The sequence below is a fragment of the Paenibacillus sp. EKM301P genome, assembly GCF_011800295.1.
Lineage (GTDB): Bacteria > Bacillota > Bacilli > Paenibacillales > Paenibacillaceae > Paenibacillus > Paenibacillus polymyxa.
Window position 1 is genome coordinate 26325 of sequence record NZ_JAALFM010000018.1, and the last position, 26371, is coordinate 52695.

A 26371-nucleotide genomic window follows, 5' to 3' on the forward strand; every position below is an offset into this window, starting at 1 on the left:
GTTTCCCAGTCTTTTTTTGCTATTACTCCATCCACCATCGCTTAAAATTGCCCCACCAGGATTTTTTTTCGGCCTGCCGTTCCGCTTGGTCAGTAGGTGCCGATGCCTGTGGGTTATTCTGTCCCGATAGGGTCTCTTTTGGCTCGGTACCGCTAACGAATACCTCCAGCCGCTTGTCGGGACTGTCCGGCGCAGCCAGCTTGCCGCTGGCCGGATCAATATAGGCGCTGACTACGCCGTCAGGGATCGGAAAGATTTTGGGCGGCACATTCTCCAGCGCTTTTTCTGTATATTGTGCGAAAATCGGTGCCGCCCGCCGGGCATCCTGCGTGCTGATGGCCTTGCCTTTGTCATATCCAACCCAAACAGCGGTGGATAGCTCGGGGGTGAAGCCGACCATCCATGCGTCCGTGTTGGTCGTGCCGCTCTTGCCGGCAACCGGGCGTTTGATCAGCTTCGCGACCCGGTTGCCGGTGCCGCCTTCTTCAAACACGCCTTCCATGAGGCGTGTGAGGACATAGGCGGAGGCGGGCTTCACGATCTGCACAGGTGCGGCCTGCGGTGCTTCGTACAGCGATCGTCCGGCCGCATCGGTGATGCGCAGCACCGCTACCGGAGCCACCTTTTGCCCGCCGCTGCTGATGACCGAGAAGGCCGAGGCCATCTCGAACGGGCTGACGGGCGACACGCCCAGCGCCAGCGAAGGCACGGGCTTGAGCTCGCTCGTAATGCCCATTTTGCTGGCGAGGTCCATGACCTTATCCGCTCCCACCTGCAAAATGGTGCTGACGGCATAAATATTATCAGATGCCGCAATGGCGCGCCGCAGATCTATTTCGCCCCAATATTTGTCTCCAAAATTTTTGGGCTTATAAGTTTTACGGTTGTTGTCGTAGTGGAACAACGTTGGTCGGCTTTCGAACTTAGACGTACTTGTCAATTCACCGGAATCGAGCGCGCTGAGATACATGATCGGCTTGAAAGAGGAACCTGGCTGCCGGGTTGTGGCTAGCGCATGGTTATATTGATTCCCTACATAGTTCGTTCCGCCGACCATAGCCTTGACATGTCCGTTACGCGGGTCCATAGAGATTAATGCAGTTTCCAGTCCGTTGCTGTTCTTCATGCCCTCATTGACAGCCGCCTCGGCTGCCTGTTGCATGTGCATGTCCAGCGTCGTATAAATGCTTAGCCCGCCATGCTCAAGCACCGCTTCGCTAATCCCAAGTTGATGAGTCGCTAGTTGGCGAACGTAATCGCGAAACCAGGGAGCGGCTTCCACTGTCCGACGCTGGCTCTCGGGCCGCAAGGGCAGTATTTCTTCATAGGCCTTGCTGGCTTCAGCTGGTGTAATTTTACCGATGAGTGCCATAGAGTCCAGTACAATTTTCTGCCGATCCTTTGCGTTTTTCATATGATTATAGGGTGAATAGTAGGTCGGTCCTTTCGGAATACCTGCCAATAGGGCGCTTTCGGCCAAATCCAGATCCTTTGCGGATTTACCGAAATACATTTGCGAGGCCGCCTCAATGCCATAGGCCCCATGGCCATAGTAAATTTCATTCAAATACATTTGCAGCAGCTCATCCTTGGAATACTTCATTTCAAGCTGTGCAGTATAGATGGCCTCTTTAGCCTTGCGCGTCCAGGTTTTCTCGTGAGATAAGTACAGATTGCGCGCAAGCTGCTGAGTCAGCGTGCTGGCCCCCTGTGACATATCCCAGCGGGTCAAATTAACGATTACTGCCCGGCCCAGGCCTTTGAAATCAAAGCCAAAATGATCGTAAAACTTCCGGTCTTCCACAGCCAGTGTAGCTGCTATTAAATCGGGCGAAATATGATCAAGCTGGACAGGAATAGATTCCTTGCCTCCGGCAGAGAAGGTAGCAATGACTTGCCCCTGACTATCGAGCAGACGTGAATTCCGATCTGTATCGGCGAGTGGAAGACTGGTTGTGTACAAATAAGCGAGCAGAATGCAGGCGGCGATGACCGTCAGAATCGTGAGAGACATTAGCCCTTGAAAGCATCGAAGCCAAAGCGGTTTACGCTTGGAGGATCGCCCGGTAGTATCGGTCATCATGCCACCTCCTTCCATAGTTGATGTTCTCAGTATAGTCAATCCGAAAGCGTCTATTCATCAGATGCGCATACGTATCTATTTTAAACAAGATTAAGCCCTAAAAATGCTTTTGCAGTCCATTCAGGTATCGCTTATAATGCAAAAAGTGTGAAATTCAAGTGTGTTTGGTACAATAAATATAGCAAACTCGGCGTTTGCGTGTTGCAGTTATAAGGGAAAGTCCATGTTTATGCTACCGGATTGCCGGACACATACTTTGATCAGAAAGAAGGTTGGAATGATGGACTTGTGGTTTACGGAGAAGCAGACTCCCTCTTTCGGCATTACAGCAAAAATCAAACAAACCTACGTCTCTGAGAAAACAGATTTTCAAGATCTGGCAATGATCGAGACGGAGGAATTCGGCAATATGCTTGTTCTGGACGGCATGGTGATGACAACGGTTAAGGATGAGTTTGTATATCACGAAATGGTAGCGCATCCGGCCTTAAATACACATCCGAATCCGAAAAAGGTTTTGGTTGTGGGTGGCGGCGATGGCGGCGTTATCCGTGAGGTCATCAAGCATCCTGAAGTGGAAAAGGCTGTATTGGTTGAGATCGACGGTAAAGTCATTGAATATTCTAAAAAATATTTACCTGAAATTGCCGGGAAGTTGGACGAGCCTAATGTGGAAGTGCTGGTCAATGATGGTTACATGCATATTATCGAACACAAAAATGAATACGATGTGATTATGGTCGATTCGACGGAGCCAGTGGGTCCGGCAGCGCCGCTGTTCGAACGTGGGTTTTACCAAGGTATTTTTGAGGCGCTGAAGGAAGACGGCATTTTCGTGGCGCAGACGGATAATCCTTGGTTCAAGGCTGACCTGATTCAGAAGGTCAACAAAGATGTAAAAGAGATTTTCCCGATTGTGCGTGTGTATGGTGCAAACATTCCAACCTATCCAAGCGGTCTATGGACATTTACATTGGGCAGCAAGAAATATGATCCGCTCGAAGTGGACGAGAACCAAATTCCAGAGATGGACACTCGATATTACAGTCCGCGTCTGCACAAAGCAGCGTTTGTACTGCCTAAATTTGTGGAAGATTTAACAAAGTAAACATTTTAAGAAGCGTCGTAGTGATCTTTATCGCCAGTATAGAGCGAAAAGAGCGCTATAGACGCTTTTTTTGTGTTAAATCAGAATGTAGTAGGGATGAGAATATAGTGGACACTGAATTTCCTTTTAAGATAAAAGAAGGAAATTTAAGGGTGAGTGTAGAACATACAAAAAACCAGACATTTAACAGATTTGTAATCGACAGGGGAGGTTTGGTTATGGAAATACATAAATTGGCGATGTACCAAAGAGGGGGAAACTTTTTTGATCAGACGCTCTTTTTATTACCTGTTGGGGTCTCAGACGATCTCCAACGCAGCAGATATCATCTACATGTTGAGTGTGGTGGTGTTGGTGTTCAGTTCAAGTAATTCCTTAATGACGACTATTTTAATCCCGTTGTTCCGGTTGTCAGCTCAAGTGCTTAGTGGGCTTGTTGCACCGATCGTGCTCGGTCGATTTCGGCTGACGCAGGTTCTTCTATTTTCCCAGTTTGGGCAGTTCGTCATTTTTACGTTGCTGCTGCTTTATTTGTGGATCGTACCTGAGCAGAGGTCGTTTCTGTTTATTTTTGTAATGGTGTTCGGTATGTCTTTCCTAGATGGCTGGACCAATCCTGCGCGTAATGCGCTTGTACCCCGTTTGGCTAGGGGTGAAGGACTGATGCGTGCCAACGGCATGGTAGCGGTCAGTGATCAGGTGGTCAGGTGTGCAGGCTGGGCATTAAGCGGAATTATTGTGGCTTGGCTGGGTTCCCTGAATACGCTTGCAATTGCCTCCTGTTGTTATCTCGTGGCTGTAACTGTCACGTCCTTCATTCGTGATCCGCTGGATCAGAAGCAACTAGGTCTTGAAGCTTCGAATTCCCCAACAAATGCGGAAGAACCCGCAAAGGAAAAGGAAAGAGGCTCCCATTGGAAAGAGCTTGGGGAAGGCTGGAAAATCATTTGGCACAACCGCCGTATTCGTTCTCTGATGATCGTCGATAGCGTGGACAGTATTGGGGGAGTCTCCTGGCTCGGTGTATTTATTTTGGCGTACGTCAGCCAAGTGTTGCATCGTGATGAGAGCTGGTGGGGCTTTATGAATGCGTCCTTTTTCTCCGGCACGATTTTGGGTGGGTTAATTGTTGTTGGCTTGGTTAAGCGGTTGCAAAAGAACAGCTTTTTGTACATGCTCGGAGCTTTGCTGGTGTATGTACTGATTACCATTGTATTTGCGCTAAATACCATTCCCGTGGCTGCGCTTGTTCTTTTTGCTGTATCAGGCTTACCTGTTCAAATGGCGGGCATTATTCGCCGCACCTTGCTACAAAGCAGTGCACCGGCAGCCCAACTACCCAAAGTGATGGCAGGGATTGATGTAATTACCAATCTCGCTTTTGGCCTGGCTTTATTATTCATGGGCTGGTATGCTGACCGATTCGGCATGGTGCAGGTGTATTTGCTGGCTGCGGCTATGACTACCATTGCTGTTCTGATCGGCTGGTGGTATCGGCGTGATTTTCAGGAAGACGAACCGATTGATCATCCGACCGCTACGGGAGCAGGGATATGAATTACATAAGCAATAGCTCCTTTCTGTGCCACAACAAAAAAGTCGGTTGCATAAGAGCAACCGACTTTTAAGGAGAACGTTTTTTACGAACGTAACGTCCTGTTACCATAACTGCGATGTTAGGCCGTAGTGAACTGGCTGTTATAAAGCGAGGCATAATGGCCGCCGCTTGCGAGCAGTCCTTCATGGGTACCGCTTTCGACGACATCACCGTTTTTCATGTATAAAATCAGATCTGCTTCGCGGATGGTTGATAGTCTGTGGGCGATGACGAAGCTGGTGCGTCCATCGATCATTTTCATAAAAGCCTTTTGGATACGGGCTTCTGTAAGGGTGTCTATGCTGCTGGTTGCTTCATCCAGAATGAGCATAGGTGGATCGACGAGAATCACCCTCGCGATGGTGAGCAGCTGCTTTTGCCCTTGCGACAGGCTGTCGCCTGACCCGCTGATGACCGTATCGTAACCATGAGGCAGGCGCTTGATAAAGCTATGCGCATTGGCAGCTGTCGCAGCCGCGATAACTTCTTCGTCCGTGGCCTCTGGCTTCCCGTAAGCGATATTGTCCCGAATCGTTCCGCTGAACAGCCATGTATCCTGAAGCACCATACCAAAGTTAGTCCGCAGGCTGTCCCGGCTCATATCGTTGATATTCACCCCATCGATGGAGATCGAACCGCTGTCCACATCGTAAAAGCGCATGAGCAGGTTAACGAGTGTGGTTTTGCCTGCTCCAGTCTGCCCGACAATAGCTACGCGGGTGCCTGGCTTGACCTCCAAACTAAAGTTCGTGATGAGCGTCCGTTCCGGATTATAGGAAAATTTCACATGATCAAACAGAATCGTGCCTTTGCTACGCTCCAGCTGTACGGCGTTCGATTTTTCCGGTTGCTCCGGCGGCGAATCCAAAATAGCAAATATGCGCTGAGCAGAAGCCGTAGCAGCCTGAAACTGAGTCAGCACCCCTGTGATTTCATTAAAAGGTTTGGCGAACAAATTGGTGTAGATGAGAAAGCTCGATAAACCGCCTACCGAAATCCCACCCAAAATGATCGAAATACAGCCAATCATAGCGGTGACTGAAAAAGTCATGTTGTTGACCAATCGGGTGGAAGGGTTGGACAAAGATCCGTAAAACTGTGATTTAACTCCGGCTTGATACAACTGCTCGTTTCGGGCGGAAAATTCCTCAAGCGAGCGATTTTCATAATGAAAGGCAGTAACTACCCGCTGTCCGCCAATCATTTCTTCCACATAACCGTTCAGACTTCCTAAAATTTTGGCCTGTTCGCGGAACATACGTTGCGATCTTGTAGTAATGAACCGTGCAACGCCATATGTGATGGGGGCAGACACTAATACCACCAGCGTCATCACTGGACTGATATACAGCATGAGTACAATCGAACCAACAATAGTAATCAATCCGGTGATCAAGGTGGAAAAGCCCTGCAACAAGCCATCCGACACGGCATCCATATCGTTCACAAAACGGCTAATACTATCTCCTTGCGGATGATTGTCATGAAAGCTTAACGGAAGGATATTAAAATGATCGAATAACTCCCGTCGCATATCATTTACAGTCTGAAAAGCAATGCGGTTCGTCAAATATGTGAGCAGCCAACTAAATAGACTGCCTACAACATATACAACGCCTAGTCCAGCTAAAATCTGTGCAATACCTCTAAAGTCTACCGTTCCCTTATTCACCATATGGTCGATAGCCCGACCAATCATATAGGGTCCGACCAGACTGGCGAGCACGCTGAGAATCGCACTGACGATGACCCAAAACGTTGTTGATTTATATTGTCCCACATAGGTTAACAATCTTCTCCAGGTTTCCTTGCCACTCATTGGTCTACCTCCTGCGTTGAGAGCTGGGAGCGATTAATTTCCTGATATACCTCCGAGCTGCTCATCAACTGATCATGTGTGCCGATCCCGACAATCCGGCCTTCATCAAATACAATGATTTTATCGGCATGCTGTACACTGCTTACTCGTTGTGAGACCAGCAGGACAGTCATGCGGGTGCTATTTTCCCGAAGCGATTTCCGAAGGGCGGCATCAGTTGCAAAGTCAAGTGCGCTTGAGGAATCATCCAAAATCAGTATTTCCGGATTGCCTACAATAGCTCTGGCAATGGTAAGTCGCTGCTTTTGGCCGCCTGACAGATTAAGTCCACCTCGCGTGATCGGGGCGTCGAATTTTTCCGGTAAGTTAGAAATAAATTCATCCGCTTGCGCGATAGCGGCGGCCCGGGCGACTTCCTCATCGGTGGCATGTTCATGTCCCCAACGGATATTATCCGCTATAGACCCTGTGAACAGCAGTGCCTTTTGTGGAACAATCCCGATTTTCTGCCGCAATTGCTCCAGCTTGTAATGCCGTACGTCGATGCCATCGACACGTACACAACCTTCTACTGCATCATAGAAGCGGGGAATCAGATTCACGAAGGTGGATTTTCCCGAGCCTGTTCCTCCTATGATTCCAACCGTTTCACCGGGATAGATGTCTACGACTACATCGCTAAGTGCCAGTTGTCCTGTCTTATTGTAGCCAAAGGAGACATGATCAAAAGAGATGGCTGGTACTGGGCTGATTTTACCCGTTCTTCCCTGATCGAATGATGCAGAATTGGCAGTATCGGAAATCGAAGCTTCCGTGTCTAGGACCTCCTGAATTCTCGCTGCTGAAGTGGCAGCCTTGGTGAACAGAATAATGAGATTCGTCACCACAATCAGGGCCAGTAAAATCTGCGTAATGTAATTAATAAACGCAATAATCTCTCCTTGTGTAAGAGATCCATATTGGATATGAATACCGCCGATCCACAGAATGGCAATAATAGCTCCGTTGACCACCAGTAAGGTGGCTGGGCTAAGTAGAGCAGAAATACGGCCGACACGAATAGCGGTCTGGGTCAGGTCATCTGAGGCGGTATTGAACTTTACTCGTTCAGCTCCTCTTTTGGCAAATGCACGGATAACCCTTACACCTGTGAGATTTTCGCTTAGCACCAGAGCGATTTTATCGAGCTTTTTCTGGTATAGCTGGTACAGCGGAGAAGCCTTCGTAATGACTACATACAGAATCAAAGCCAGAACGGGTGTAGCCGCCAACAGCACCAAAGCAAGGCGGAAGTCCAGTATCATGGACATGATGATCGCCCCGATACAAATAAAAGGAGCACGAATAACCAGACGAATCAACATCGCTACAGCTGTTTGCAGCTGATTCACATCATTCGTAATTCGGTTGATGAGAGAGGGCGTACCGAATTTATCGAGATCTGCATAAGAAAACGATGAAATATGCTTAAACATCGTATTGCGCAGTGTGGTTCCGAATCCTTGGGAAGCACGGGCTGCGTAAAACTGGCACACTAGAGAACTGCCAAAGCCCAGTATAGTCATGAGCAACATTAAAAGACCCATTTGCCAAACATAATGGGTGTCTCCCTTACCAACGCCATGATTAATCATTAAAGCCACCATAGTAGGCAGCAACAATTCCAGAATAGCCTCAATTAATTTAAACAGAGGCCCAAGAATCGTTTCCTTTTTATAGGGTTTCAAAAAAACAGCAAATTTCAGCAAATCAACCATCACCTAACCTGAATATTGTATAAAGTTTTCTATTGTAATTGCATATCTGAATATGATTATGGCATATCCCCAACCATATGAATAATATTTAATATATATTAGAGATATAGGTTTTACATATATCAGGACCGGAGGTTCATGATGGAATTGAGACATCTCAAGTATTTTTTAGCGATTGCAGACGCTGGACAGATTACAGCGGCAGCCAAAAAGCTGCAAATCGCACAGCCTCCCTTAAGTCAACAGCTTATGCAGCTGGAGGAAGAGCTGGGTGTAAAGCTTGTGCATCGAGGCTCACGAAGCATTCAATTGACAGAGGCGGGAATCATTTTACGGAACAGGGCCAAGCAGATTTTGGAGCTGACGGATGCTACGACAAGGGAAATAAACGATTTCGCCATGGGGATGAAGGGGACGCTCACCATTGGAACGGTTTCTTCCTCTGGGGCAACCCTGATGAAAGACAGGCTTTCCGAATTTCATAAAACCTATGCGGGTGTAAAATTTGAAATACATGAGGGAAATACCTTCCGGATTCTCGATCTTCTGAACAAAGGAATTGTAGAGGTCGGTATCGTCAGAACTCCTTTTAATACCACTGATTTAGGGTGTAGATATGCGTCCACTGAGCCGATGGTAGCAGTGATGACGGAAGAACATGATTGGAGTCCCGAACAGAAGAGCATATCATTGGCTGAGCTGAAGAACAGACCACTCATCGTATATCGTCGTTTTGAGCAATTGATCCACGACACCTGTATGAAGCATGGCTTTGAGCCAAACTACTTTTGCAAAAATGACGATGCCCGCACCACGCTTCTTTGGGCCAACGAAGGGCTGGGTATTGGCATGATTTCGAGCTCCGCATTGTCTTTGGGCAGCAATAATCATTTAATTGTTAAGGAAATTATGTGTGAAGATTTGCACACTCGTGTGGCTGCCGTCTGGTTGAAGGATAAATACATGTCTTCTTTGGCTTCCCGGTTCATTGAAAGTTTTAGTCAGGCATCCAGTGTAGCTGACCTACAGTAGTTGAATTTTTTAAGGGCGAAAGCATCTTTTTGTAAAAACTCATTTGAATTGCAATCGGGAACTGGATATAGTAGTACAGTAGGATAGCGATAGAATGGAGTTTGAACACATGCCACACAATGCAAAGGTTCGAATCCGTCTTCATAGTCATCATGACGGAGAAGATGTGGTACAGGAGCTTCCTGGAGAAGCAATCGTTCGCGGGAAGCATCTATATATAAGGTACGAGGAGCCGCAAGAGAGTCCTGAGGGCGGTACGACACGGAACACAGTCAAGATCGGACCGGATGAGCTAAAGCTGATTCGTCACGGTGAGGTACAATCAGAGCAGTCGTTCGCGCTGGGACGCAGGTTGCCTGGATTTTACCGCTCGCCTTATTTAAACCTGAACATGTCTGCGCATACGCAGAAGCTCGATATTCGGATGGATGGATTCACCGGACAAGTGAGCTGGACTTATGATCTATACGTATTTGAGGATTTCTCGGGGCATTTTGCCATCAGTTTGCATATACAGGAGGAGCAACAATCATGACAAGCAATCCACTGGAACTTATTAATCAAAAGGTGACCTCAGCAATCGAGGCAGCGGTGCTGGCTGCTGGAATCGTGGGTCGCGAAGAGCTGCCGACCATTACGCTGGAGGTACCTAAGGACAAGTCACACGGTGACTTAGCTACCAACGTAGCCATGCAGCTCACTCGCATTGCGAAGAAGAATCCGCGTCAAATCGCTGAAGATCTGATTGCGAATATGGACTTAGCTTCCGCTTCTATTGAAAGTGCTGAAATTGCGGGACCAGGCTTTATTAACTTTCGTTTGAACAAGAGCTACCTCTATGCAGTGATCGGACAAGTACAGGAGCAAGGAGCAGATTACGGTCGTGTACAGGTAGGTGAGGGCAAAAAGGTACAGATCGAATTTGTCAGCGCCAATCCGACTGGGAGTCTTCACTTGGGCCATGCACGTGGTGCAGCCGTAGGGGATGCGCTATGTAATGTGCTTGATTTTGCCGGATATCAAGTCACTCGTGAATATTACATTAATGATGCGGGGAACCAGATTTACAATATGAGCCGTTCCATCGAAGCGCGTTATTTGCAGGAGCTAGGACAGCCTGCGGAGATGCCGGAGGACGGATACCATGGTGAGGATATCATCGGGTTTGCGAAGGAACTGGTGGCTGAGAAGGGCGATTCTCTGTTGTCTATGGAACCAGGAGATCGTGCCGCTTATTTCCGTGAATACGGTCTGGAAAAGGAACTGAATAAGATCAAGCGTGATCTGGAGCGGTTCCGTGTACCTTTTGATTCCTGGTTTAGTGAAACATCACTGTATGATAACGGTGAAGTGCTTAAAGCACTGAATGAGCTGCGTGACCGTGAGGAAATTTATGATAAGGACGGAGCTACTTGGCTGAACACGACTAAGTATGGTGACGATAAAGACCGCGTATTGATCAAAAATGACGGCACTTATACGTACCTGACTCCGGATATCGCCTATCACCGCGACAAATATGCTCGTGGGTATGACACGATCATCAACATCTGGGGAGCGGATCACCACGGCTATATTCCACGGATGAAGGCCGCAATGGAAGCACTGGGCAATGACCCAGATAAGCTTAAAGTACTGATTGCCCAAATGGTCAGCTTGTTCCAAAACGGTGAAAAAGTAAAAATGTCCAAGCGTACTGGCAAGGCCGTAACGATGGAGGATCTGATGGAAGAAGTGGGCGTAGACGCGATTCGTTACTTCTTCACCATGCGTAGTATGGATTCGCATCTGGATTTTGATATGGATTTGGCGATTTCTACCTCCAATGAGAATCCGGTATTCTACGTGCAATATGCACATGCACGTGCATGCAGCGTATATCGTCAAGCCGAAGAGCAGGGTATTGCTGTACTGCCATTGGCAGAAGTTGACTTGTCGAAGCTGACGGCTGAGCATGAATATGATTTGTTGCGCAAAATTGGCGAGTTGCCAGAGGAAGTATCGGTGGCAGCTGCAAACTTTGCGCCGCATCGTATGATTCGCTATGTCTACGAGCTGGCATCCATGTTCCACAGCTACTATAAAGCAGAGCGTGTCATCACGGAGGATGCCGCTCAAACGCAAGCTCGCTTGGCGTTGTTTGGCGCGGTCCGCACGACCATTGCCAACGTACTGAAGCTGGTGGGCGTGTCTGCACCGGAACGTATGTAAGTAAACAACTGCAACATAATGATTTTGTAGTCATATGTATAATGGTTAAAGGAACCGTTCGTGCTGCCCTCTAGGGAGGCTCGTTCGGTTCCTTTTTTTGGTTTGAATACAATAAGTTTGAGTAGCTTAGTAGCGTTCCAGTACCAGATTCGTTTTCAGGGAATCGGCAGGAATCAGCCATCCTTTGGATTGTAGCAGATTCATCAGCTTGGTGCGGTTGCTTGCGGCAGTATTGTAATCCGAAGTTTTGAAGGAGATTTCGATGATATTGTCGGTACCCGATCCGTTGGCGCTGCGAATAGGCCATACTTCAACGTCAGTATCCAAGCCCTGAAAGCTGCCCTTATATTTGCTGACCTGTACAGGACCGCGTACTCTGGAGTTTTCCAAGGTATGTTTGCCCCAGTTGCTGCTTTTCCAGTTTTGCAGCTTGCCCGGAAGATTGTCCTGCAATTGTTTTAATGCCTGATACGGGGAAGGCAGAGCTAATCCTTTGGAGGCGTTCGTTTTCTTATCATTGGAAAAGCTTAATGTCTGCTTGCTGTATCCCCAATCCACCTCAGCCTCATAATTATCATCAGAGGCACTGAAACCTTCTTTATTCGCTTGGGTAAGTGCTGCGTCGATATTCCCGTTTGTGATCGTATATCGCTTTTTGTAGGTTAACTCATAATTTTTTTTGTCCTCTTTTTTGCGAAATCTAACGTTCCAGCCCTCGTCATTCAATTGCAAGGAGTCTGTATCAAAATACTCGACGCTTAATCGTTGCGCATCTTCACTGATTCCGAACTCATTTACGATGCCGCTTTTTAAAGAGCCATCCGCATTGAGGACCTGAGCTGTATCCAGCAGCAGCTTTACCTCATAGCTTGGTGTGGCATTGGCAGCGGCTTGTACGGGCTCTGCACCTTTCCATCCTGTTGCGAGCAGCACTGCACTCAGAGTTACTACTGACATGAATTTAGTGATACGCAGGCTTGTTTTCATTTCATCCTCTCCTGTTCGTCCGAATAGGTTACACGCTTCACTTTACGGGTGATTTGTCAGTCGTATGTCAAGCTAAGATGGTATTATGGTTAAAAAATACCATAATTTTTATATAACATCTAAGATTTAATCTTGGTTCCATCATAAATATTCAGTGAATCTGTGAATCAGCGCGGAGCGATGACGATCTTTGTTGCTGACCATATAAATATGCCGCTCAACAGGCTGCCCCGGAATAGGTCTTATGATCAGTAAACCTCGCTCAACCTCTGATTGAACAGCAAGGCGAGAGACAAAGGAGATGTGTTCTCCCAGCATAACCGCCTGTTTGATAGCTTCCAGTGAATCCAATTCCAGATAGGATGGAAGTCGGCGCCTCCCGCGCTCCAGCCATTTGTCAGTCACGTGGCGTGTGCTGGAATCCTTCCCATGCAACACAAAAGAGGAAGAAGCGATGTGCTCGGGTGTTACATCGGTTTCGCTAGCGAGCGGATGAGTGGGTGAGCAGATGAGCACCAGTTCATCTTCTCCCAAGGATTCTGAGAGCAGCGTTGGGGATTGAAACGGCTCTGCCGAAATAATGCCGAGGTCAATTTCGTGGCGAGCGAGCATGTCCTTGATCACGGGGGCTGTTTTCACGGACAAGGCAATGTGAATGCCCGGATGCTCGCGGGCAAACCGATGCAGCACGGCAGGAAGCAGATAGGTGGCAGGTACATAGCTTGCGCCAATCCGTATACTCCCTCGTTGGAGCGTATCGAACTCACGGACAACTCGCTCAGCCTCAGCCGCAAGTGCATTAATCTTGGTGGCATAGTGCAGCAGCGCATCTCCGGCATCCGTCAGGATGATTTTGCCCATACGTGTATCAAACAGCTTTACTCCAAATTCACGCTCCAGATTTTTCATATGAAAAGTAACAGTGGGTTGCTTTAGGCCGAGAACCTCGGCTACGGTGGTAATTTTATGGTGCTTGTTCAGCAGCTCTACAATATGTAACTTTAGAAGACTTAAGTTCACTTAGAATGCCTCGCTTTCAGTTAAGTCAAACAATCATGCTTATTCTCTGGGCAACAGCATCAACCGCCTCTATATAGATTAAATCTATGAGTGTTAACACAATTCATTGAAATAATTAATTTTGTTTTAACTTCCCAATAACACAGGTTGCGAATTCAAGTTTTACACTGGGGTCAGTCACAAGAACAGGCAGGTAATGCGATGAATCAGGATCTATATATTCGCGGATTAAGTAAAACTTTCGGCCATACCACCGCGTTGCATGAGACGAATCTGGTTGTACGACAGGGCAAATTCACCACACTGCTCGGACCGTCCGGTTGTGGGAAGACGACGCTCTTGCGCTTGATTGCTGGTCTGGAGACACCGGATACCGGCACAATCACGATGGGAGAGGAAATTCTCTTTTCAGCTGAACGCAAAAAGGATGTTCCCGCACATCTCCGCCACTTTGGTATGGTCTTTCAGGATTTTGCGCTGTGGCCGCATATGACGGTGTTTGAAAATGTGGCCTTCGGCTTGCGAGCGAGCAAGCGGGGAAAAGGGGCTGTTAGCGCTCAAGGCAAGGAACTGCGGGCAGTGGTGCTGGAGGCGCTCGATAAGGTGAGGTTGTCAGGGATGGAGGATCGCTATCCCCATCAGCTGTCCGGTGGTCAGCAGCAGCGGGTTGCTTTTGCAAGAGCAGTTGCTATCCGGCCTCGACTGGTTTTGTTCGACGAGCCACTCAGTGCACTGGATGCCGTACTTCGGGAGGAGATGCGCATTGAGATGATATCACTTGTGCGTGATCTGGGGCTGACCGCCTTATATGTCACTCATGATCAAATCGAGGCCATGTCCATGTCTGATGAAGTAGTGGTTATGAAAAGTGGACATATTTTGCAGACCGGAACACCAGAGGTGATCTATAGTCGCCCAGCTCATTCAGAGGTGGCAAGGTTTATCGGCAAATCCAACTGGATCGAGTTGGAACGGACACTATTTCGACCTGAACATGTCCGATGGGACCAGGAGCAAGCGGATCAGCACACTTTTACAGTAGAGATCCTGCATGTCAGCTATGTTGGCGATCGCTATGAAATCCGTCTAGTAGCCGAAAACGGCGAGCAATGGACTGCCTATCACTCCACCCGCTTGCCCATAGGCGAACAAATGCATATTTGGGTATCACCGCAATACATCCACCAACTTGAAACATAGGGAAAAGGGGTTATATAAGATGATGAATAGGCGTGTTTTTCGTACAGGATGGAAAAAAGGGGCTATGCTTGCTTTAACATTGACTTTTGGACTGGCTGTGGCAGGCTGCGGAACGGCTACGACATCGAAGGATGGGGCACAAGCCGATGGATCAGCAAAACCAGCGGGCGCAGCGGCGTCCACCGATCAGAAGCTGGTTGTTTACAGCGCAGGCCCGGATGGACTGGCGAAAAAGCTGGTAGCGGGGTATGAGGCGCAGAGTGGAGTTAAGGTAGAGTTATTCCAGGGAACGACAGGTAAGATTTTAGCCCGCATGGAAGCGGAGAAAACGAATCCGGTAGCAGACGTGGTTGTGCTGGCATCGCTTCCGTCTGTACAAGGCTTGAAAAAGGAAGGACTCACACTCCCCTATCCGGACGCTAAAAATGCGGACAAGCTAAACCCGGATTGGTCTGATAAGGAGGGTCACTATTTCAGCACAAGTGCTTCTGCTTTGGGTATTGCATTTAACACGAAGTTAGTGAAAACGCCACCTACTTCATGGGCCGATTTGGCGAAGCCTGAGTACAAGGATCAGGTTAACATTCCCGATCCATCGCTGTCTGGCTCAGCGTTGGATTTTATGACAGGCTATCTGAGCGCCAAGGGCGATGGAGGCTGGACGTTGTTTGAGCGGTACAAGGCTAACGGTGTGGCCATGGCCGGTGCCAATCAGGAAGCGCTGGATCCAGTGATTACGGGGGCTAAAGGTGTAGTCGTCGCTGCGGTCGATTACATGACCTACAAGGCTAAAGCCAAAGGCGAGCCGATAGACATCGTCTATCCGACAGAGGGAACGGTCATTAGCCCGCGTCCTGCCGCAATCCTCAAGTCCACACAGCATGAGCAAAATGCTAAAGCGTTCATTGACTATCTGTTGTCAGACGAAGCACAGAAACTAGTAGCAGATGCTTCCCTACTCCCTGGACGCACGGATATCAAAGCTGACAAGCGTGCAAACCTCGACGAAATCCCATTGCTGAAAACCAACTGGGAATGGATGGGTGAACACGGATCAGACGTGACGGAAAAGTTCACGCAAATGTTCAAATAAGCCGATGGGAGGTTTGTCTGTTAAACACATCAGGGGATGGTCCCTGACACTTGCTCTGATCGCGCTTTTTATCCTAATTGTACTGCCGTTGCTGCAAATCTTCATTCAAAGTGTGTATGTTGATGGGACATTTCAATGGGCTGCGCCTTTTCGAACGTTAGCTGCTTCTCAATTTGCAGGAGTGCTATTCAACTCGATCTGGCTAGGCATCTGTGTGATCGCAGGAACGACCGTCCTTGCACTTCCGCTAGCCTGGATCATGTCCAACACCCGACTCGCACACTGGCGCTGGTTGGATGTCGTGCTGCTGATTCCGTTTATGACTCCGCCCTATATCGGTTCCATGGGATGGATCCTGTTTATGCAAAAAAACGGGTATATGGAGCAGTTGCTCCCGGATATGCATTTCTTAACGGCTTCCTTCTTCAGCCTTGGCGGCATGGTGATGATCATGAGCCTGCATCTGTTTCCATTCCTGTACCTGCTGTTACGCGGGGCGCTGGTGAGGATTGGCGGCAGTCTGGAAGAGGCGGGTGCTGTCATGGGCGGAGGCTTTCTGTACAGGTTCCGTCAAATCATTTTACCGCTGCTGCTATCGGCATACGGAATGGGTGCGCTGCTCATTTTCGTTAAAACGATTGCCGAGTTTGGCACACCCGCTACCTTTGGGAGACGTATCGGGTATGAGGTTATGACTTCTGAAATTCACAAATATATTTCCAGCTGGCCCATCGATTTTGGCAAAGCGACGTCCATGGCCTCGGTGCTGTTAACGGCCTGCCTGCTTATGTGGTATGTGCAATCGGTGATCAACCGAAAGTTCACATACAGACTGGTAGGGGGTAAAGGTTCCCGTCCTTCCCGTCTTCGTGTATCCAGCTGGACTACAGCACTGAGTGTCATGTTCATCCTATTGCTGCTCATCGCAGCTATTGGCATCCCTTACTTTTCAATTATTGCGGCCTCCTCCATGAAGCTGCGGGGAATCGGATTGGCATGGAACAACCTTACACTCGACTATTACAAGGAACTGCTGTCGTGGGGTTCAGAAAGCATGGAAGCGCTACTGAACAGTGTATTTCTCTCTTTGGGTGCATCGACGCTTGCTGTGGTGCTGGGCACCTGGTTTGCGCTTGTTATCGGTGGATCACGCACGAAAATCCAACGGACAGTTGATGCATTCAGTTTACTTCCGAATACAGTGCCGGGAATTGTTATGGTGGTGGGTCTGATTTTGTGGTGGAATTCGCCGTGGATGCCCATTCCATTGTATAACACATATGGCATGGTCATTCTGACGTATGTTATTTTGTTTGTTCCTTATACGGTGCAGTATGTCAAAAGCGCCTTTACACAGGTGGACACTGGTCTTTTTCAGGCGGGACAGGTATTCGGCGGGCGTCCGTCTTACATATTCCGCCGGATTGTACTGCCGCTGATTGGACCGGGGATGCTCGCTGGTTGGATGATGACCTTTACCATTGCTTCACGGGAGCTGGTAGGATCGTTGCTGATTTTACCGCCATCCGTCCAGACGTCTGCAACCTATATATTTGCCCAGTTTGAGCAGGGACAGGTGTCGCTTGGCATGGCGATGGCTGTTATATCGGTTGGTTTGACCACATTGCTACTGATCTTAATGGAAAGCTTAAACTCGCGGAGAAAGTGGAAATGATGATGACCAAGCTTAGGATTTGGGGTGGAGCGGGCGAACATGGCCGCTCCTGTTATGTTTTTGAAGGAAAGCAGCATCGTATCATGCTGGATTGTGGCGTAAAAAAGGAAGGAACCGGGCAATATCCGGTTTTTCCGCCACAGAAGGTGAAGGAGCTAACTACTGTTTTGCTGTCTCATGCACATGAGGATCATTCCATGGCGCTCCCCTTACTGTACAAGTATGGATATCGGGGAGAGGTCTGGACGACCAAGGCTACCGCTGAGCAGCTGGGATCCTATTTTCGCTCCTGGCAAACTTATGTTGAATCGAGAGACGGCGAATTGCCCTACAGTGAACAAGATATCCAATCTATTACCTATCGCTATCTAGAAGACGAAACGCCGTCAGGAGTGTGGCATGAAGCTTGTCCGGGTGTGAGAATGATGTGGGGACGCAGTGGACATTTGGCTGGTGCAGTGTGGTATATCGTAGAAATGGAAGGGAAGCGGCTGTTCTTTTCTGGAGACTATAGCCGTGAATCTGAGCTTCTTGCTGCCGATGCACCGGACTTGTGTATGGGAGAGGGGGTAGATGACCTTCCTGGATGCAAGCCAAAGTCTAATCTAGTGGACATATCAATCATGGACAATGCTTATGGTATGGATATAGACCCGCAGCCTGTTAAGCTGGAGCGGCTGAGGGTCGAGATGGAGCAGGTATTATTGTCTGGCGGCCATGTGTTGTTGCCAGTGCCTGCCTTTGGCAGAGGACAGGAATTGATCGTATGGGCCAGCGAGCAATTTCCTGAACAAGCAATAATTATAGAGCCTGACCTGTGGCACGGATTGAAACAGTTAAATCGATGGAAAGAGTGGCTACGTCCGGGAGCTTCCACGCGAATAAAACATGTGTTGAACAGTGACAGGGTGTTTGTGCCTCGTGATACTGCGGGACGGATAAGTCTGCTGGAACGGAACACGGCCACTATTATCGTAACAAGAGACGGCATGATGGATTCCCCGCAGGCGCGTTGGTATTATCAATATCTGTCGGATCACCGCAGTATGCTGATCGATGTGGATAGCGGGGAGGATATTAGGAACAGTGTGATATTGACCGGGCATGCTTCCAATGGTTCTTTTGGTAAACATCTGTTGGAACGTGCAGACGCCAATGACATCTGTATAGCTCGGCATTTGATTTACAAGGTGCACCAGGGATTATCGGATGTACGGCAAATGCTGAAGGAGATGCCTAGCAAACAGGTTGTACTCGTTCATGCACCCAAATTGCAGACCGACCTTGTACGAGATGAGTTAATAAGAGAAGGAAATAATGAACATGGAGGTCCTGCCAGAGAAGTTCACTCTTTGGAGCCAGGTGCAACGATAGAGGTTTAGTATTCATCAGATCGTGGTTCACTTTGTGCCCTCTTGCATCAATCGGAAGGCATCCACTTCTCCAAGCTTGGTGGAGATGGAAGTGCGTCCAGCACTTTTACGAAGGCGTAGCGGTGTGGCAGTGCGCTTAAGCAGCGCTTTAATTTCTCCGGGCTCCAGTTCCGGTCTCAGTGAAAGGAGAAGTGCGATGCTCCCGGTCACATGGGAAGTAGCCATAGAGGTGCCGCTCATTTCATGATGCTTTCCATGAATCCAGGAGGATCTGATCTTCTCACCAGGTGCGTACACGTCTACGAATTGCCCCCGATTGCTAAAAGGAGCGATACGTCTGTATTTGTCGGTAGCTCCGACTGAAATCGTCTGGGAATAGCGGGCCGGATAGTCAATACTTCGACGCTTACCCTCATTTCCCGAGGAAGCTACGATTACAATGCCGTTATGATATGCTTTATTCACCATATCAAGCAGTGCCTTGCTACGCGACTTCATACCAAAGCTCATATTAATAATATCGACACGATTTAATACACACCAGTCGATACCAAGAATGATGTCAGAGACATAGGCGGCTCCATTATGATCAAATGCTTTTACAGGATGAATTAAAGCCCGTGGTGCTACGCCAACCATACCTTCGTCATAGTTGGATGCCGCGATGGTTCCTGCAATATGAGTGCCATGGCCGTTGTCGTCATAGGGTAGCATGGTCCGGTTCAACAAATTGATACCTCTGGCAAGGGAATGGCGAAGATCAGGATGATGAAAATCCGCTCCTGTGTCGATCACACCGATTCTGACCCGATTCCCTGTCGAGGAAGGCCAAGCCTTGTATGCACGTACCTGTTTGACTCCCCATGGCATAGAAATGCTTTTCTCTGCTTTCGGTATATAAGCCGTTTCTGCGTGAACCTTTATGCGGGTATCTTCTTCAACGGTAACACCGTGGTGATATTTGCCCAGCCTGTCTCCCCCTGAAAGCGGAGCGATGAGAGCACGGATTAGCCTAGCCGGTTGTACTTGCCGTAATCCCGCAAGCTCAGGTTTCAGCTTCCTGAGATAGGACAGGCATTCCCGGTATTGGTGAGGCTTATCGAACGTGATAATCTGTTTGTTCCGTCCACTGCCGGACGGCTCCGAAATACCCTCATGCAAACGCTGCAAAAAATCCGGATAGTCCATTTGAGACGGTCCCCCTCCGATGAGCCATGCTGAGGTATTGTATGAGCAAGCGTCAGCTACGGCATGGGAAACTTGCCCCTTTTTTATGGAAATAGGCCTGCTTGTCGTGTCAAAGTAGCTATGGACACATACGATACATGGAGGGCATAAGCTCTTGTGCAACAACTTTGGGAGGCCTCTCCCGGAGCGGGTACAGTCGGAGGCGGGGGGAACCCCGTCTTTTTACGTGTGCCGTCTTGTGCAGAGGGATATTCTTGGAAATTATGACGATACCCATGTTTAACTTGCAATTTGCTTCCAAATAGGTTTTACTTAGTTTTGATAATGGATATGTTAGTATTGCATGTATCGTGTATGCTCTGAAACATGTTCTTGTGAATTACGTGTGAGAGGAAGTGTCCCTAGGTGAGTACACCACTCAACTTGAAGATTGACCCGGAGAAAGTCCACGAGACTCCAATGGTGGATTTGGCATTTATGGTATTGAAAGCAGCCAATACTCCATATTATTACCGTGACCTGATGAATGAAGTCGCCAAATTGCGCGGCTTGTCCGACGAAGAAATTAATGACGTTATTGCTCAGCTATATACTGAAATCAACATTGACGGGCGTTTTGCCTGTGTCGGTACGAATCTGTGGGGCTTGAAACGTTGGTATCCGGTAGATAAATCCGAAGATGCCCTGACAGGCGCCAAGCGTCCTCGTATCATTAACGATGAAGACGATGACGACGAAGATGACTATCATGAGGAAGAAGAAACATACAACTCCGATGACGACTTCGATGCAGATAGCGAAGACGAGGATGGCGAAGACGAGCTGTTCGACGGAGAAGATGACGATGATAGTGACGATGACGTAGTTATTGACGATGAAGACCTCAGTGATGAGGAAGATACAGATGATGAAAATGACGATGAGTCGATCGAAGACGACGACGATTCACTTCGTTAGGAACAGGTTGCAAGGGGAGATACGCTCTCCCCTTTTTCATGACCGTTTTCTTGAAACCCCTGCTGATTTATAGCTTTCAGATAGATTTATTCCAATCAGGTTCAAAGGACAAATTAACACAGATAACTTCCTTGACAGCGGATTGGACACGGGGTAAACTATTGCTTGGGCTTATGATTGATTCACTTATATGTTTGCTTTTTGTATAAAAGTGCCCCGTACTACGGGAGTGCTTTTTTGTTTTTTATAGGGGTGTTTTCACTCATGAAAGAGGGCTAAGGGCGGCGGATTGGAAAATATAACCGCTGCCTTCTTCATGGATGATAATCCGTGCAAACGGGTTACGATAACATCATAATGTCGCCTGAATTTTTGCATCTTATCTAGGAGGGTTTTGAACAGTGACGAAGTATATTTTTGTGACAGGCGGGGTTGTGTCTTCCTTGGGCAAAGGGATTACGGCAGCTTCACTGGGGAGGCTTTTGAAGAACAGGGGACTGAAGGTAACGATTCAAAAATTTGATCCTTACCTGAATGTCGATCCAGGTACCATGAGCCCTTACCAGCACGGTGAAGTGTTTGTAACGGATGATGGTGCGGAAACGGATCTCGACTTGGGACACTATGAGCGCTTTATTGATATTAATCTGTCCAAGAACAGCAATGTCACAACAGGCAAGGTATATTCCAGCGTGATCAGCAAAGAGCGTCGCGGAGAATATTTGGGCGGTACCGTACAGGTTATCCCTCATATTACGAACGAAATCAAGGAGCGCGTGTACCGTGCAGGCCGTGAAGCGGGTTCGGATGTCATTATTACGGAAATCGGCGGTACTGTAGGCGATATTGAAAGCTTGCCATTTTTGGAAGCCATTCGTCAGCTTAAAAGTGAAGTTGGGCGCGAAAATGTGATGTACATTCACGTAACGCTCATTCCTTATATTAAAGCTGCTGGTGAGGTTAAAACCAAACCAACTCAGCACAGTGTGAAAGAACTGCGCAGCATCGGCATTCAACCGAATGTCATTGTTTGCCGTACAGAGCATGAATTGTCCTCCGATATGAAGGCTAAAATTGCATTGTTCTGCGATATTGATGCGAATGCAGTGGTAGAATGCCGCGATGCTTCGACTCTCTACGAGGTTCCGTTGAACCTACGTGAAGAAGGTTTGGACGAAATCGTAGTTAACCACCTGAAGCTGACAACACCTGCACCGGATATGACCGAATGGGAAGGGTTAGTTGATCGAATCAGCAAGTTGGACAAAACGGTTGAAATTGCTATTGTTGGTAAATATGTTGCGCTACATGATGCATACTTAAGTGTTGTTGAGTCACTTTCTCACGCTGGATTTGATGCGAATGCAGACGTAAAAATCCGCTGGGTGAACGCTGAAGAAGTAACGGACGAGAACGTAGCTGACATGCTGGGCGGCATTGGCGGTATTCTCGTACCAGGTGGCTTCGGCGATCGCGGAATTGAAGGCAAAATCAGCACCATTCGTTATGCACGGGAGCAAAAAATTCCGTTCTTCGGTATTTGCCTAGGTATGCAGGTATCTGTTATTGAGGTTGCTCGTTCCCTGGCTGGTCTCGAAGGAGCCAACAGCTCGGAAATTAACCCGGCTACCGATTATCCTGTCATTGACTTGCTTCCTGACCAAAAAGACATCGAAGATTTGGGCGGTACCATGCGTCTTGGCCTGTATCCATGTAAACTGGTGGAAGGTTCCCTGGCAGAGGCTTGCTACAACGACGAGCTGGTGTACGAGAGACATCGTCATCGGTACGAATTCAATAACGAATATCGTGAAGTTATTGAAAAAGCAGGTCTTCGTATTTCTGGTACTTCACCGGATGGACGTTTGGTGGAAATTGTCGAGCTTCCTGAGCATCCATGGTTCCTGGCGGTACAATTCCATCCAGAATTTACTTCCCGTCCGAATCGTCCACAGCCTTTGTTCCGTGAATTTGTAAAAGCGGCATTGCAGCTTCAAGGTTAATGCTGCAGCTTGAAAGACCTCCTTTGGGAGGTCTTTTTTTATCCCATGCTTCCTGATTATGAAAGAATATTCCACAATTATGTATAAGAGCAGGATTTTCTTTTTGCAGGAGCGAATATAGTTTTAGGTATGGGACGGATATTGTACGTCATCGGACGCTGTTATGGCAATAGCTGCATGATCCTCGTTTTAAGATCTTAGGAGGTTAAAACATTGGAAAAGAAAAAAGTATTAATCGTCGATGACCAGAATGGAATACGGATTTTACTGATGGAAGTGTTCGGAAGTGAGGGTTATGAGACCTTTCAGGCAGCGAACGGGAAAATTGCTCTTGAGATTGTTGAGAAGGAACCACCTGATCTGGTTCTGCTCGATATGAAAATTCCAGGTATGGACGGACTTGAAATTCTGAAGCACCTAAAAAGCATGAATCCCGACATCAAGGTTATTATGATGACAGCGTATGGAGAACTGGACATGATTAAAGAGGCGACGGAGCTAGGTGCACTTATGCATTTTACCAAGCCCTTTGATATTGATGAAATGCGGATCGCCGTGAACAAACAACTCAGAGGTGACTAGGGAAGTCATTTTGGTTGAGAACTCTGTTAACAAAACAGGGTTTTTTGTTTGTGATTATGGGAAATACTGAAAGTAAATCCTCTCCTTATACAATTCTATGGAAAAACGGCGTCCTGAGCGTGATTTTTGTATGTGTTGATATGCAAAAGCTTGTTTAGTATTTAACATGGGTTGTGGTATAATAAGCCCGTATGTGATGTCGGCTAAAAATATAGACAAACCCAAACACCTTTAGGAGGACTGTAACCATGCCATTGGTATCTATGAAAGACATGTTGAACAAAGCACTCGAAGGAAAATATGCAGTAGGTCAATTCAATATTAATAACCTGGAGTGGACTCAAGCTATCTTGGGCGCTGCTGAAGAAGAAAAATCCCCAGTAATCTTGGGTGTTTCTGAAGGCGCAGCACGTCACATGGGCGGATTCTACACTGTTGTTAAAATGGTAGAAGGTCTTATTCATGACATGAAAATTACGGTTCCAGTTGCAATTCACTTGGACCACGGTTCTAGCTTTGACAAATGTAAAGAAGCAATCGACGCTGGTTTCACATCTGTTATGATTGACGATTCCCACAGCCCAATCGAGAAAAATATCGAAACAACGAAGAAAGTTGTTGAATATGCACATTCCAAAGGCGTTTCCGTTGAAGCTGAAGTTGGAATGGTTGGCGGTCAAGAAGATGATGTTGTAGGTGACGTAATGTACGCTAAGCTGGATGATTGTGTACGTATCGTTAAAGAAACAGGCATCGATACACTGGCTCCTGCACTGGGTTCTGTTCATGGACCATACAAAGGTGAACCAAACCTGGGCTTTAAAGAAATGGAAGAAATTCGCGATGCTGTGAAACTGCCACTCGTTCTTCATGGCGGAACAGGTATCCCTACACATGACATCCAAAAATCCATTTCCCTGGGTACTTCCAAAATCAACGTAAACACTGAAAACCAAATCGCATTTGCGAAAGTGGTTCGTGAAGTGCTTGCTGCAAAACCAGATGCTTACGATCCACGTACATTCATCCAACCAGGTCGTGAAGCAATCAAACAAACAGTTATCGGTAAAATCCGTGAGTTCGGCTCCAACAACAAAGCGTAATAATTTCCAACTAGTCATGCCTCTGCATAGACTGGATGCATTTCTTCGTTGTAGCTGTAATTATGCTGCACAAAATATTTAAATCTGTACAGTTGAATAGTGTGGTATGGAAAGCACACCGCTTAGCCGGTGTCTTTCCATTTTAACCACTTAAAAAGTTGAAAGTTTATGGTTTCAGTTCATTGTTTGACCGACTGCAAAACACGTAGGGGGACCCTCAAGCTTATGGAAAAATTGATGATCACCGGTGGACGGCCGCTTCAGGGTACAGTTTCCATCAGCGGTGCCAAAAACAGTGCCATCGCCTTGATTCCCGCAGCCATTCTGGCAGAGTCGGAAGTCATTTTGGATAATTTGCCGCTGCTCAGTGATGTGGCGGTGTATTCCGAAATATTGGAGGAGCTTGGCGCAAAGGTTACCTGGGAAGGTAGCCAGATGAAGATAGACCCTTCCTCCATTAAATCCATTCCTATGCCGAATGGACCTGTTAAGAAATTACGAGCCTCTTATTATATGATGGGGGCCATGCTGGGCAGATTCAAGGAAGCGATCATCGGTTTGCCAGGAGGATGTAATTTTGAACCCCGGCCCATTGATCAGCATATCAAAGGTTTTGAAGCGCTGGGTGCCACGGTTACGAACGAGCACGGCGCTATTCATTTGCACGCCAAAGAACTGCGCGGCACCAAGATTTATTTGGATGTCAGCAGCGTAGGAGCAACCATTAATATTATGCTGGCGGCCGCACGTGCCAAAGGCGCCACAACTATCGAAAATGCGGCTAAAGAGCCTGAGATTATAGATGTAGCAACTCTGTTAAACTCCATGGGGGCGATTATTAAAGGCGCTGGTACGGAGACAATTCGTATTGAAGGTGTGTCGGAGCTGCATGGTTGCCGTCATTCCATCATACCTGACCGTATACAAGCAGGCACTTATATGATTGCTGCTGCGGCAACCCGTGGAAATGTATTGATTGACAATGTAATCCCCAAACATATGGAGGCTCTCACTGCCAAAATGCAGGAAATGGGCATCGGCATCGAGGAATATGATGAAAGTATTCGCGTACTGGGTGCACCTTCCTATGGGCATGTCGATGTTAAAGCCTTGGTATACCCCGGCTTCCCCACAGATTTACAATCTCCCATGACCAGCTTGCTAACCCAAGCTCAGGGTGTCAGTGTATTGAGCGATTTTGTGTACAGCAATCGTTTTAAGCACGTCCCTGAACTGGTGCGAATGGGGGCTAAAATTCGCGTAGAGGGTCGGTCTGCCATTATTGAAGGTGGTCAACTGAATGCGGCTAAAGTGAAGGCTGCAGATCTGCGCGCCGGAGCGGCCCTTGTCATTGCTGGACTTACAGTAAGCGAAGGGGTAACCGAGGTGGCAGGTGTCGAGTATATTGACCGTGGTTATGATCATCTCGTTTCGAACCTGCGTCTTTTAGGCGCAGATGTGTGGCGGCAGACTGAGTAATTAAGCCATGTACTTTGTTTGAATTTACTGTAACCAAAGCGGAATAACGGGTAACGCCTATGCAGCCGCTGCTTGGTATAAGATTTGGTCCATACCTAACAATC

The 26371-nt window shown here is 47.7% G+C and carries 20 protein-coding genes; 14 read left to right on the top strand and 6 right to left on the bottom strand.

The window, feature by feature from the left end; translation table 11 throughout:
- Positions 1-22 precede the first annotated feature (22 nt).
- On the bottom strand, positions 23-2080 hold the full coding sequence (locus HFD99_RS23400) for a transglycosylase domain-containing protein (RefSeq protein WP_123796627.1): 2058 nt from the start codon (positions 2078-2080) through the stop codon (positions 23-25).
- 283 nt (positions 2081-2363) lie between these two features.
- On the opposite strand from HFD99_RS23400, the gene speE reads away from it, so the two are divergent.
- Together speE and HFD99_RS23410 are read left to right on the top strand one after the other, a co-directional pair.
- A complete protein-coding gene (gene speE / locus HFD99_RS23405; protein ID WP_017427232.1) occupies positions 2364-3191 on the top strand; it encodes a polyamine aminopropyltransferase in 828 nt (275 codons plus the stop codon).
- Between the two features lie 264 nt (positions 3192-3455).
- Positions 3456-4748 carry an MFS transporter gene (locus tag HFD99_RS23410; protein WP_123796621.1) on the top strand — a complete coding sequence of 431 codons (1293 nt, stop codon included), beginning with the start codon at positions 3456-3458 and terminating at the stop codon, positions 4746-4748.
- Between the two features lie 119 nt (positions 4749-4867).
- Here the strand turns inward: HFD99_RS23410 and HFD99_RS23415 are convergent, their stop codons facing one another.
- Both HFD99_RS23415 and HFD99_RS23420 read right to left on the bottom strand, forming a co-directional pair.
- Complete coding sequence (locus HFD99_RS23415) at positions 4868-6607, bottom strand: ABC transporter ATP-binding protein (RefSeq protein ID WP_017427233.1); 1740 nt, start codon at positions 6605-6607, stop codon at positions 4868-4870.
- Entirely contained in the window at positions 6604-8355 is a 1752-nt protein-coding gene (locus tag HFD99_RS23420) for an ABC transporter ATP-binding protein (RefSeq protein WP_031462578.1), read from the bottom strand. The genes HFD99_RS23415 and HFD99_RS23420 overlap by 4 nt, the downstream gene beginning before the upstream one ends.
- Positions 8356-8505: 150 nt before the next feature.
- On the opposite strand from HFD99_RS23420, the gene HFD99_RS23425 reads away from it, so the two are divergent.
- From HFD99_RS23425 to argS, 3 genes are all read left to right on the top strand, one after another.
- Positions 8506-9396: a LysR family transcriptional regulator gene (locus tag HFD99_RS23425; protein WP_016818561.1), complete on the top strand. Its 891-nt coding sequence runs from the start codon at positions 8506-8508 to the stop codon at positions 9394-9396.
- Between the two features lie 94 nt (positions 9397-9490).
- Positions 9491-9931 carry a DUF1934 domain-containing protein gene (locus tag HFD99_RS23430; protein ID WP_016818562.1) on the top strand — a complete coding sequence of 147 codons (441 nt, stop codon included), beginning with the start codon at positions 9491-9493 and terminating at the stop codon, positions 9929-9931.
- Positions 9928-11607, top strand: a complete 1680-nt coding sequence (gene argS / locus HFD99_RS23435; protein ID WP_016818563.1) for an arginine--tRNA ligase — start codon at positions 9928-9930, stop codon at positions 11605-11607. The genes HFD99_RS23430 and argS overlap by 4 nt, the downstream gene beginning before the upstream one ends.
- Positions 11608-11733: 126 nt before the next feature.
- Here the strand turns inward: argS and HFD99_RS23440 are convergent, their stop codons facing one another.
- Positions 11734-12594, bottom strand: a complete 861-nt coding sequence (locus tag HFD99_RS23440) for a hypothetical protein (RefSeq protein ID WP_025363678.1) — start codon at positions 12592-12594, stop codon at positions 11734-11736.
- A 141-nt stretch (positions 12595-12735) separates the two neighbouring features.
- Complete coding sequence (locus tag HFD99_RS23445) at positions 12736-13614, bottom strand: LysR family transcriptional regulator (RefSeq protein WP_025363679.1); 879 nt, start codon at positions 13612-13614, stop codon at positions 12736-12738.
- A 201-nt stretch (positions 13615-13815) separates the two neighbouring features.
- On the opposite strand from HFD99_RS23445, the gene HFD99_RS23450 reads away from it, so the two are divergent.
- The 4 genes from HFD99_RS23450 to HFD99_RS23465 are packed head-to-tail and all read left to right on the top strand — an operon-like array spanning position 13816 to position 18964.
- Positions 13816-14814, top strand: a complete 999-nt coding sequence (locus HFD99_RS23450; protein WP_123796622.1) for an ABC transporter ATP-binding protein — start codon at positions 13816-13818, stop codon at positions 14812-14814.
- Between the two features lie 19 nt (positions 14815-14833).
- On the top strand, positions 14834-15907 hold the full coding sequence (locus tag HFD99_RS23455) for an ABC transporter substrate-binding protein (protein WP_016818567.1): 1074 nt from the start codon (positions 14834-14836) through the stop codon (positions 15905-15907).
- Positions 15908-15911: 4 nt separating this feature from the next.
- A complete protein-coding gene (locus tag HFD99_RS23460; RefSeq protein WP_123796623.1) occupies positions 15912-17582 on the top strand; it encodes an ABC transporter permease in 1671 nt (556 codons plus the stop codon).
- Complete coding sequence (locus HFD99_RS23465; protein WP_019685777.1) at positions 17579-18964, top strand: MBL fold metallo-hydrolase; 1386 nt, start codon at positions 17579-17581, stop codon at positions 18962-18964. The genes HFD99_RS23460 and HFD99_RS23465 overlap by 4 nt, the downstream gene beginning before the upstream one ends.
- 18 nt (positions 18965-18982) lie before the next feature.
- Here HFD99_RS23465 and HFD99_RS23470 read toward each other — a convergent pair whose 3' ends face one another.
- Positions 18983-20143, bottom strand: a complete 1161-nt coding sequence (locus HFD99_RS23470; protein ID WP_019685778.1) for a S8 family peptidase — start codon at positions 20141-20143, stop codon at positions 18983-18985.
- Positions 20144-20548: 405 nt separating this feature from the next.
- On the opposite strand from HFD99_RS23470, the gene rpoE reads away from it, so the two are divergent.
- The 5 genes from rpoE (at position 20549) to HFD99_RS23495 (ending at position 26267) form a co-directional block, all read left to right on the top strand.
- Positions 20549-21100: a DNA-directed RNA polymerase subunit delta gene (rpoE, locus tag HFD99_RS23475; protein WP_013368770.1), complete on the top strand. Its 552-nt coding sequence runs from the start codon at positions 20549-20551 to the stop codon at positions 21098-21100.
- A 401-nt stretch (positions 21101-21501) separates the two neighbouring features.
- Positions 21502-23103, top strand: a complete 1602-nt coding sequence (locus HFD99_RS23480) for a CTP synthase (protein WP_016818572.1) — start codon at positions 21502-21504, stop codon at positions 23101-23103.
- A 213-nt stretch (positions 23104-23316) separates the two neighbouring features.
- Entirely contained in the window at positions 23317-23685 is a 369-nt protein-coding gene (locus HFD99_RS23485; protein WP_014599366.1) for a response regulator, read from the top strand.
- 248 nt (positions 23686-23933) lie between these two features.
- Positions 23934-24788 (top strand): class II fructose-1,6-bisphosphate aldolase, encoded by an 855-nt coding sequence (gene fba / locus HFD99_RS23490; RefSeq protein WP_123796625.1) that lies wholly within the window; start codon positions 23934-23936, stop codon positions 24786-24788.
- 225 nt (positions 24789-25013) lie between these two features.
- A complete protein-coding gene (locus HFD99_RS23495; protein ID WP_016818575.1) occupies positions 25014-26267 on the top strand; it encodes a UDP-N-acetylglucosamine 1-carboxyvinyltransferase in 1254 nt (417 codons plus the stop codon).
- The last annotated feature ends 104 nt before the right edge of the window (positions 26268-26371 follow it).

Coding starts and splice junctions, on each gene's coding strand:
- HFD99_RS23400 (WP_123796627.1), bottom strand. CDS start 2,080: ATGACCGATACTACCGGGCGATCCTCCAAGCGTAAACCGCTTTGGCTT.
- HFD99_RS23455 (WP_016818567.1), top strand. CDS start 14,834: ATGATGAATAGGCGTGTTTTTCGTACAGGATGGAAAAAAGGGGCTATG.
- HFD99_RS23440 (WP_025363678.1), bottom strand. CDS start 12,594: ATGAAAACAAGCCTGCGTATCACTAAATTCATGTCAGTAGTAACTCTG.
- HFD99_RS23450 (WP_123796622.1), top strand. CDS start 13,816: ATGAATCAGGATCTATATATTCGCGGATTAAGTAAAACTTTCGGCCAT.
- argS (WP_016818563.1), top strand. CDS start 9,928: ATGACAAGCAATCCACTGGAACTTATTAATCAAAAGGTGACCTCAGCA.
- HFD99_RS23415 (WP_017427233.1), bottom strand. CDS start 6,607: ATGAGTGGCAAGGAAACCTGGAGAAGATTGTTAACCTATGTGGGACAA.
- HFD99_RS23425 (WP_016818561.1), top strand. CDS start 8,506: ATGGAATTGAGACATCTCAAGTATTTTTTAGCGATTGCAGACGCTGGA.
- HFD99_RS23465 (WP_019685777.1), top strand. CDS start 17,579: ATGATGATGACCAAGCTTAGGATTTGGGGTGGAGCGGGCGAACATGGC.
- speE (WP_017427232.1), top strand. CDS start 2,364: ATGGACTTGTGGTTTACGGAGAAGCAGACTCCCTCTTTCGGCATTACA.
- HFD99_RS23470 (WP_019685778.1), bottom strand. CDS start 20,143: ATGGACTATCCGGATTTTTTGCAGCGTTTGCATGAGGGTATTTCGGAG.
- fba (WP_123796625.1), top strand. CDS start 23,934: ATGCCATTGGTATCTATGAAAGACATGTTGAACAAAGCACTCGAAGGA.
- HFD99_RS23430 (WP_016818562.1), top strand. CDS start 9,491: ATGGAGTTTGAACACATGCCACACAATGCAAAGGTTCGAATCCGTCTT.
- HFD99_RS23495 (WP_016818575.1), top strand. CDS start 25,014: ATGGAAAAATTGATGATCACCGGTGGACGGCCGCTTCAGGGTACAGTT.
- HFD99_RS23460 (WP_123796623.1), top strand. CDS start 15,912: ATGGGAGGTTTGTCTGTTAAACACATCAGGGGATGGTCCCTGACACTT.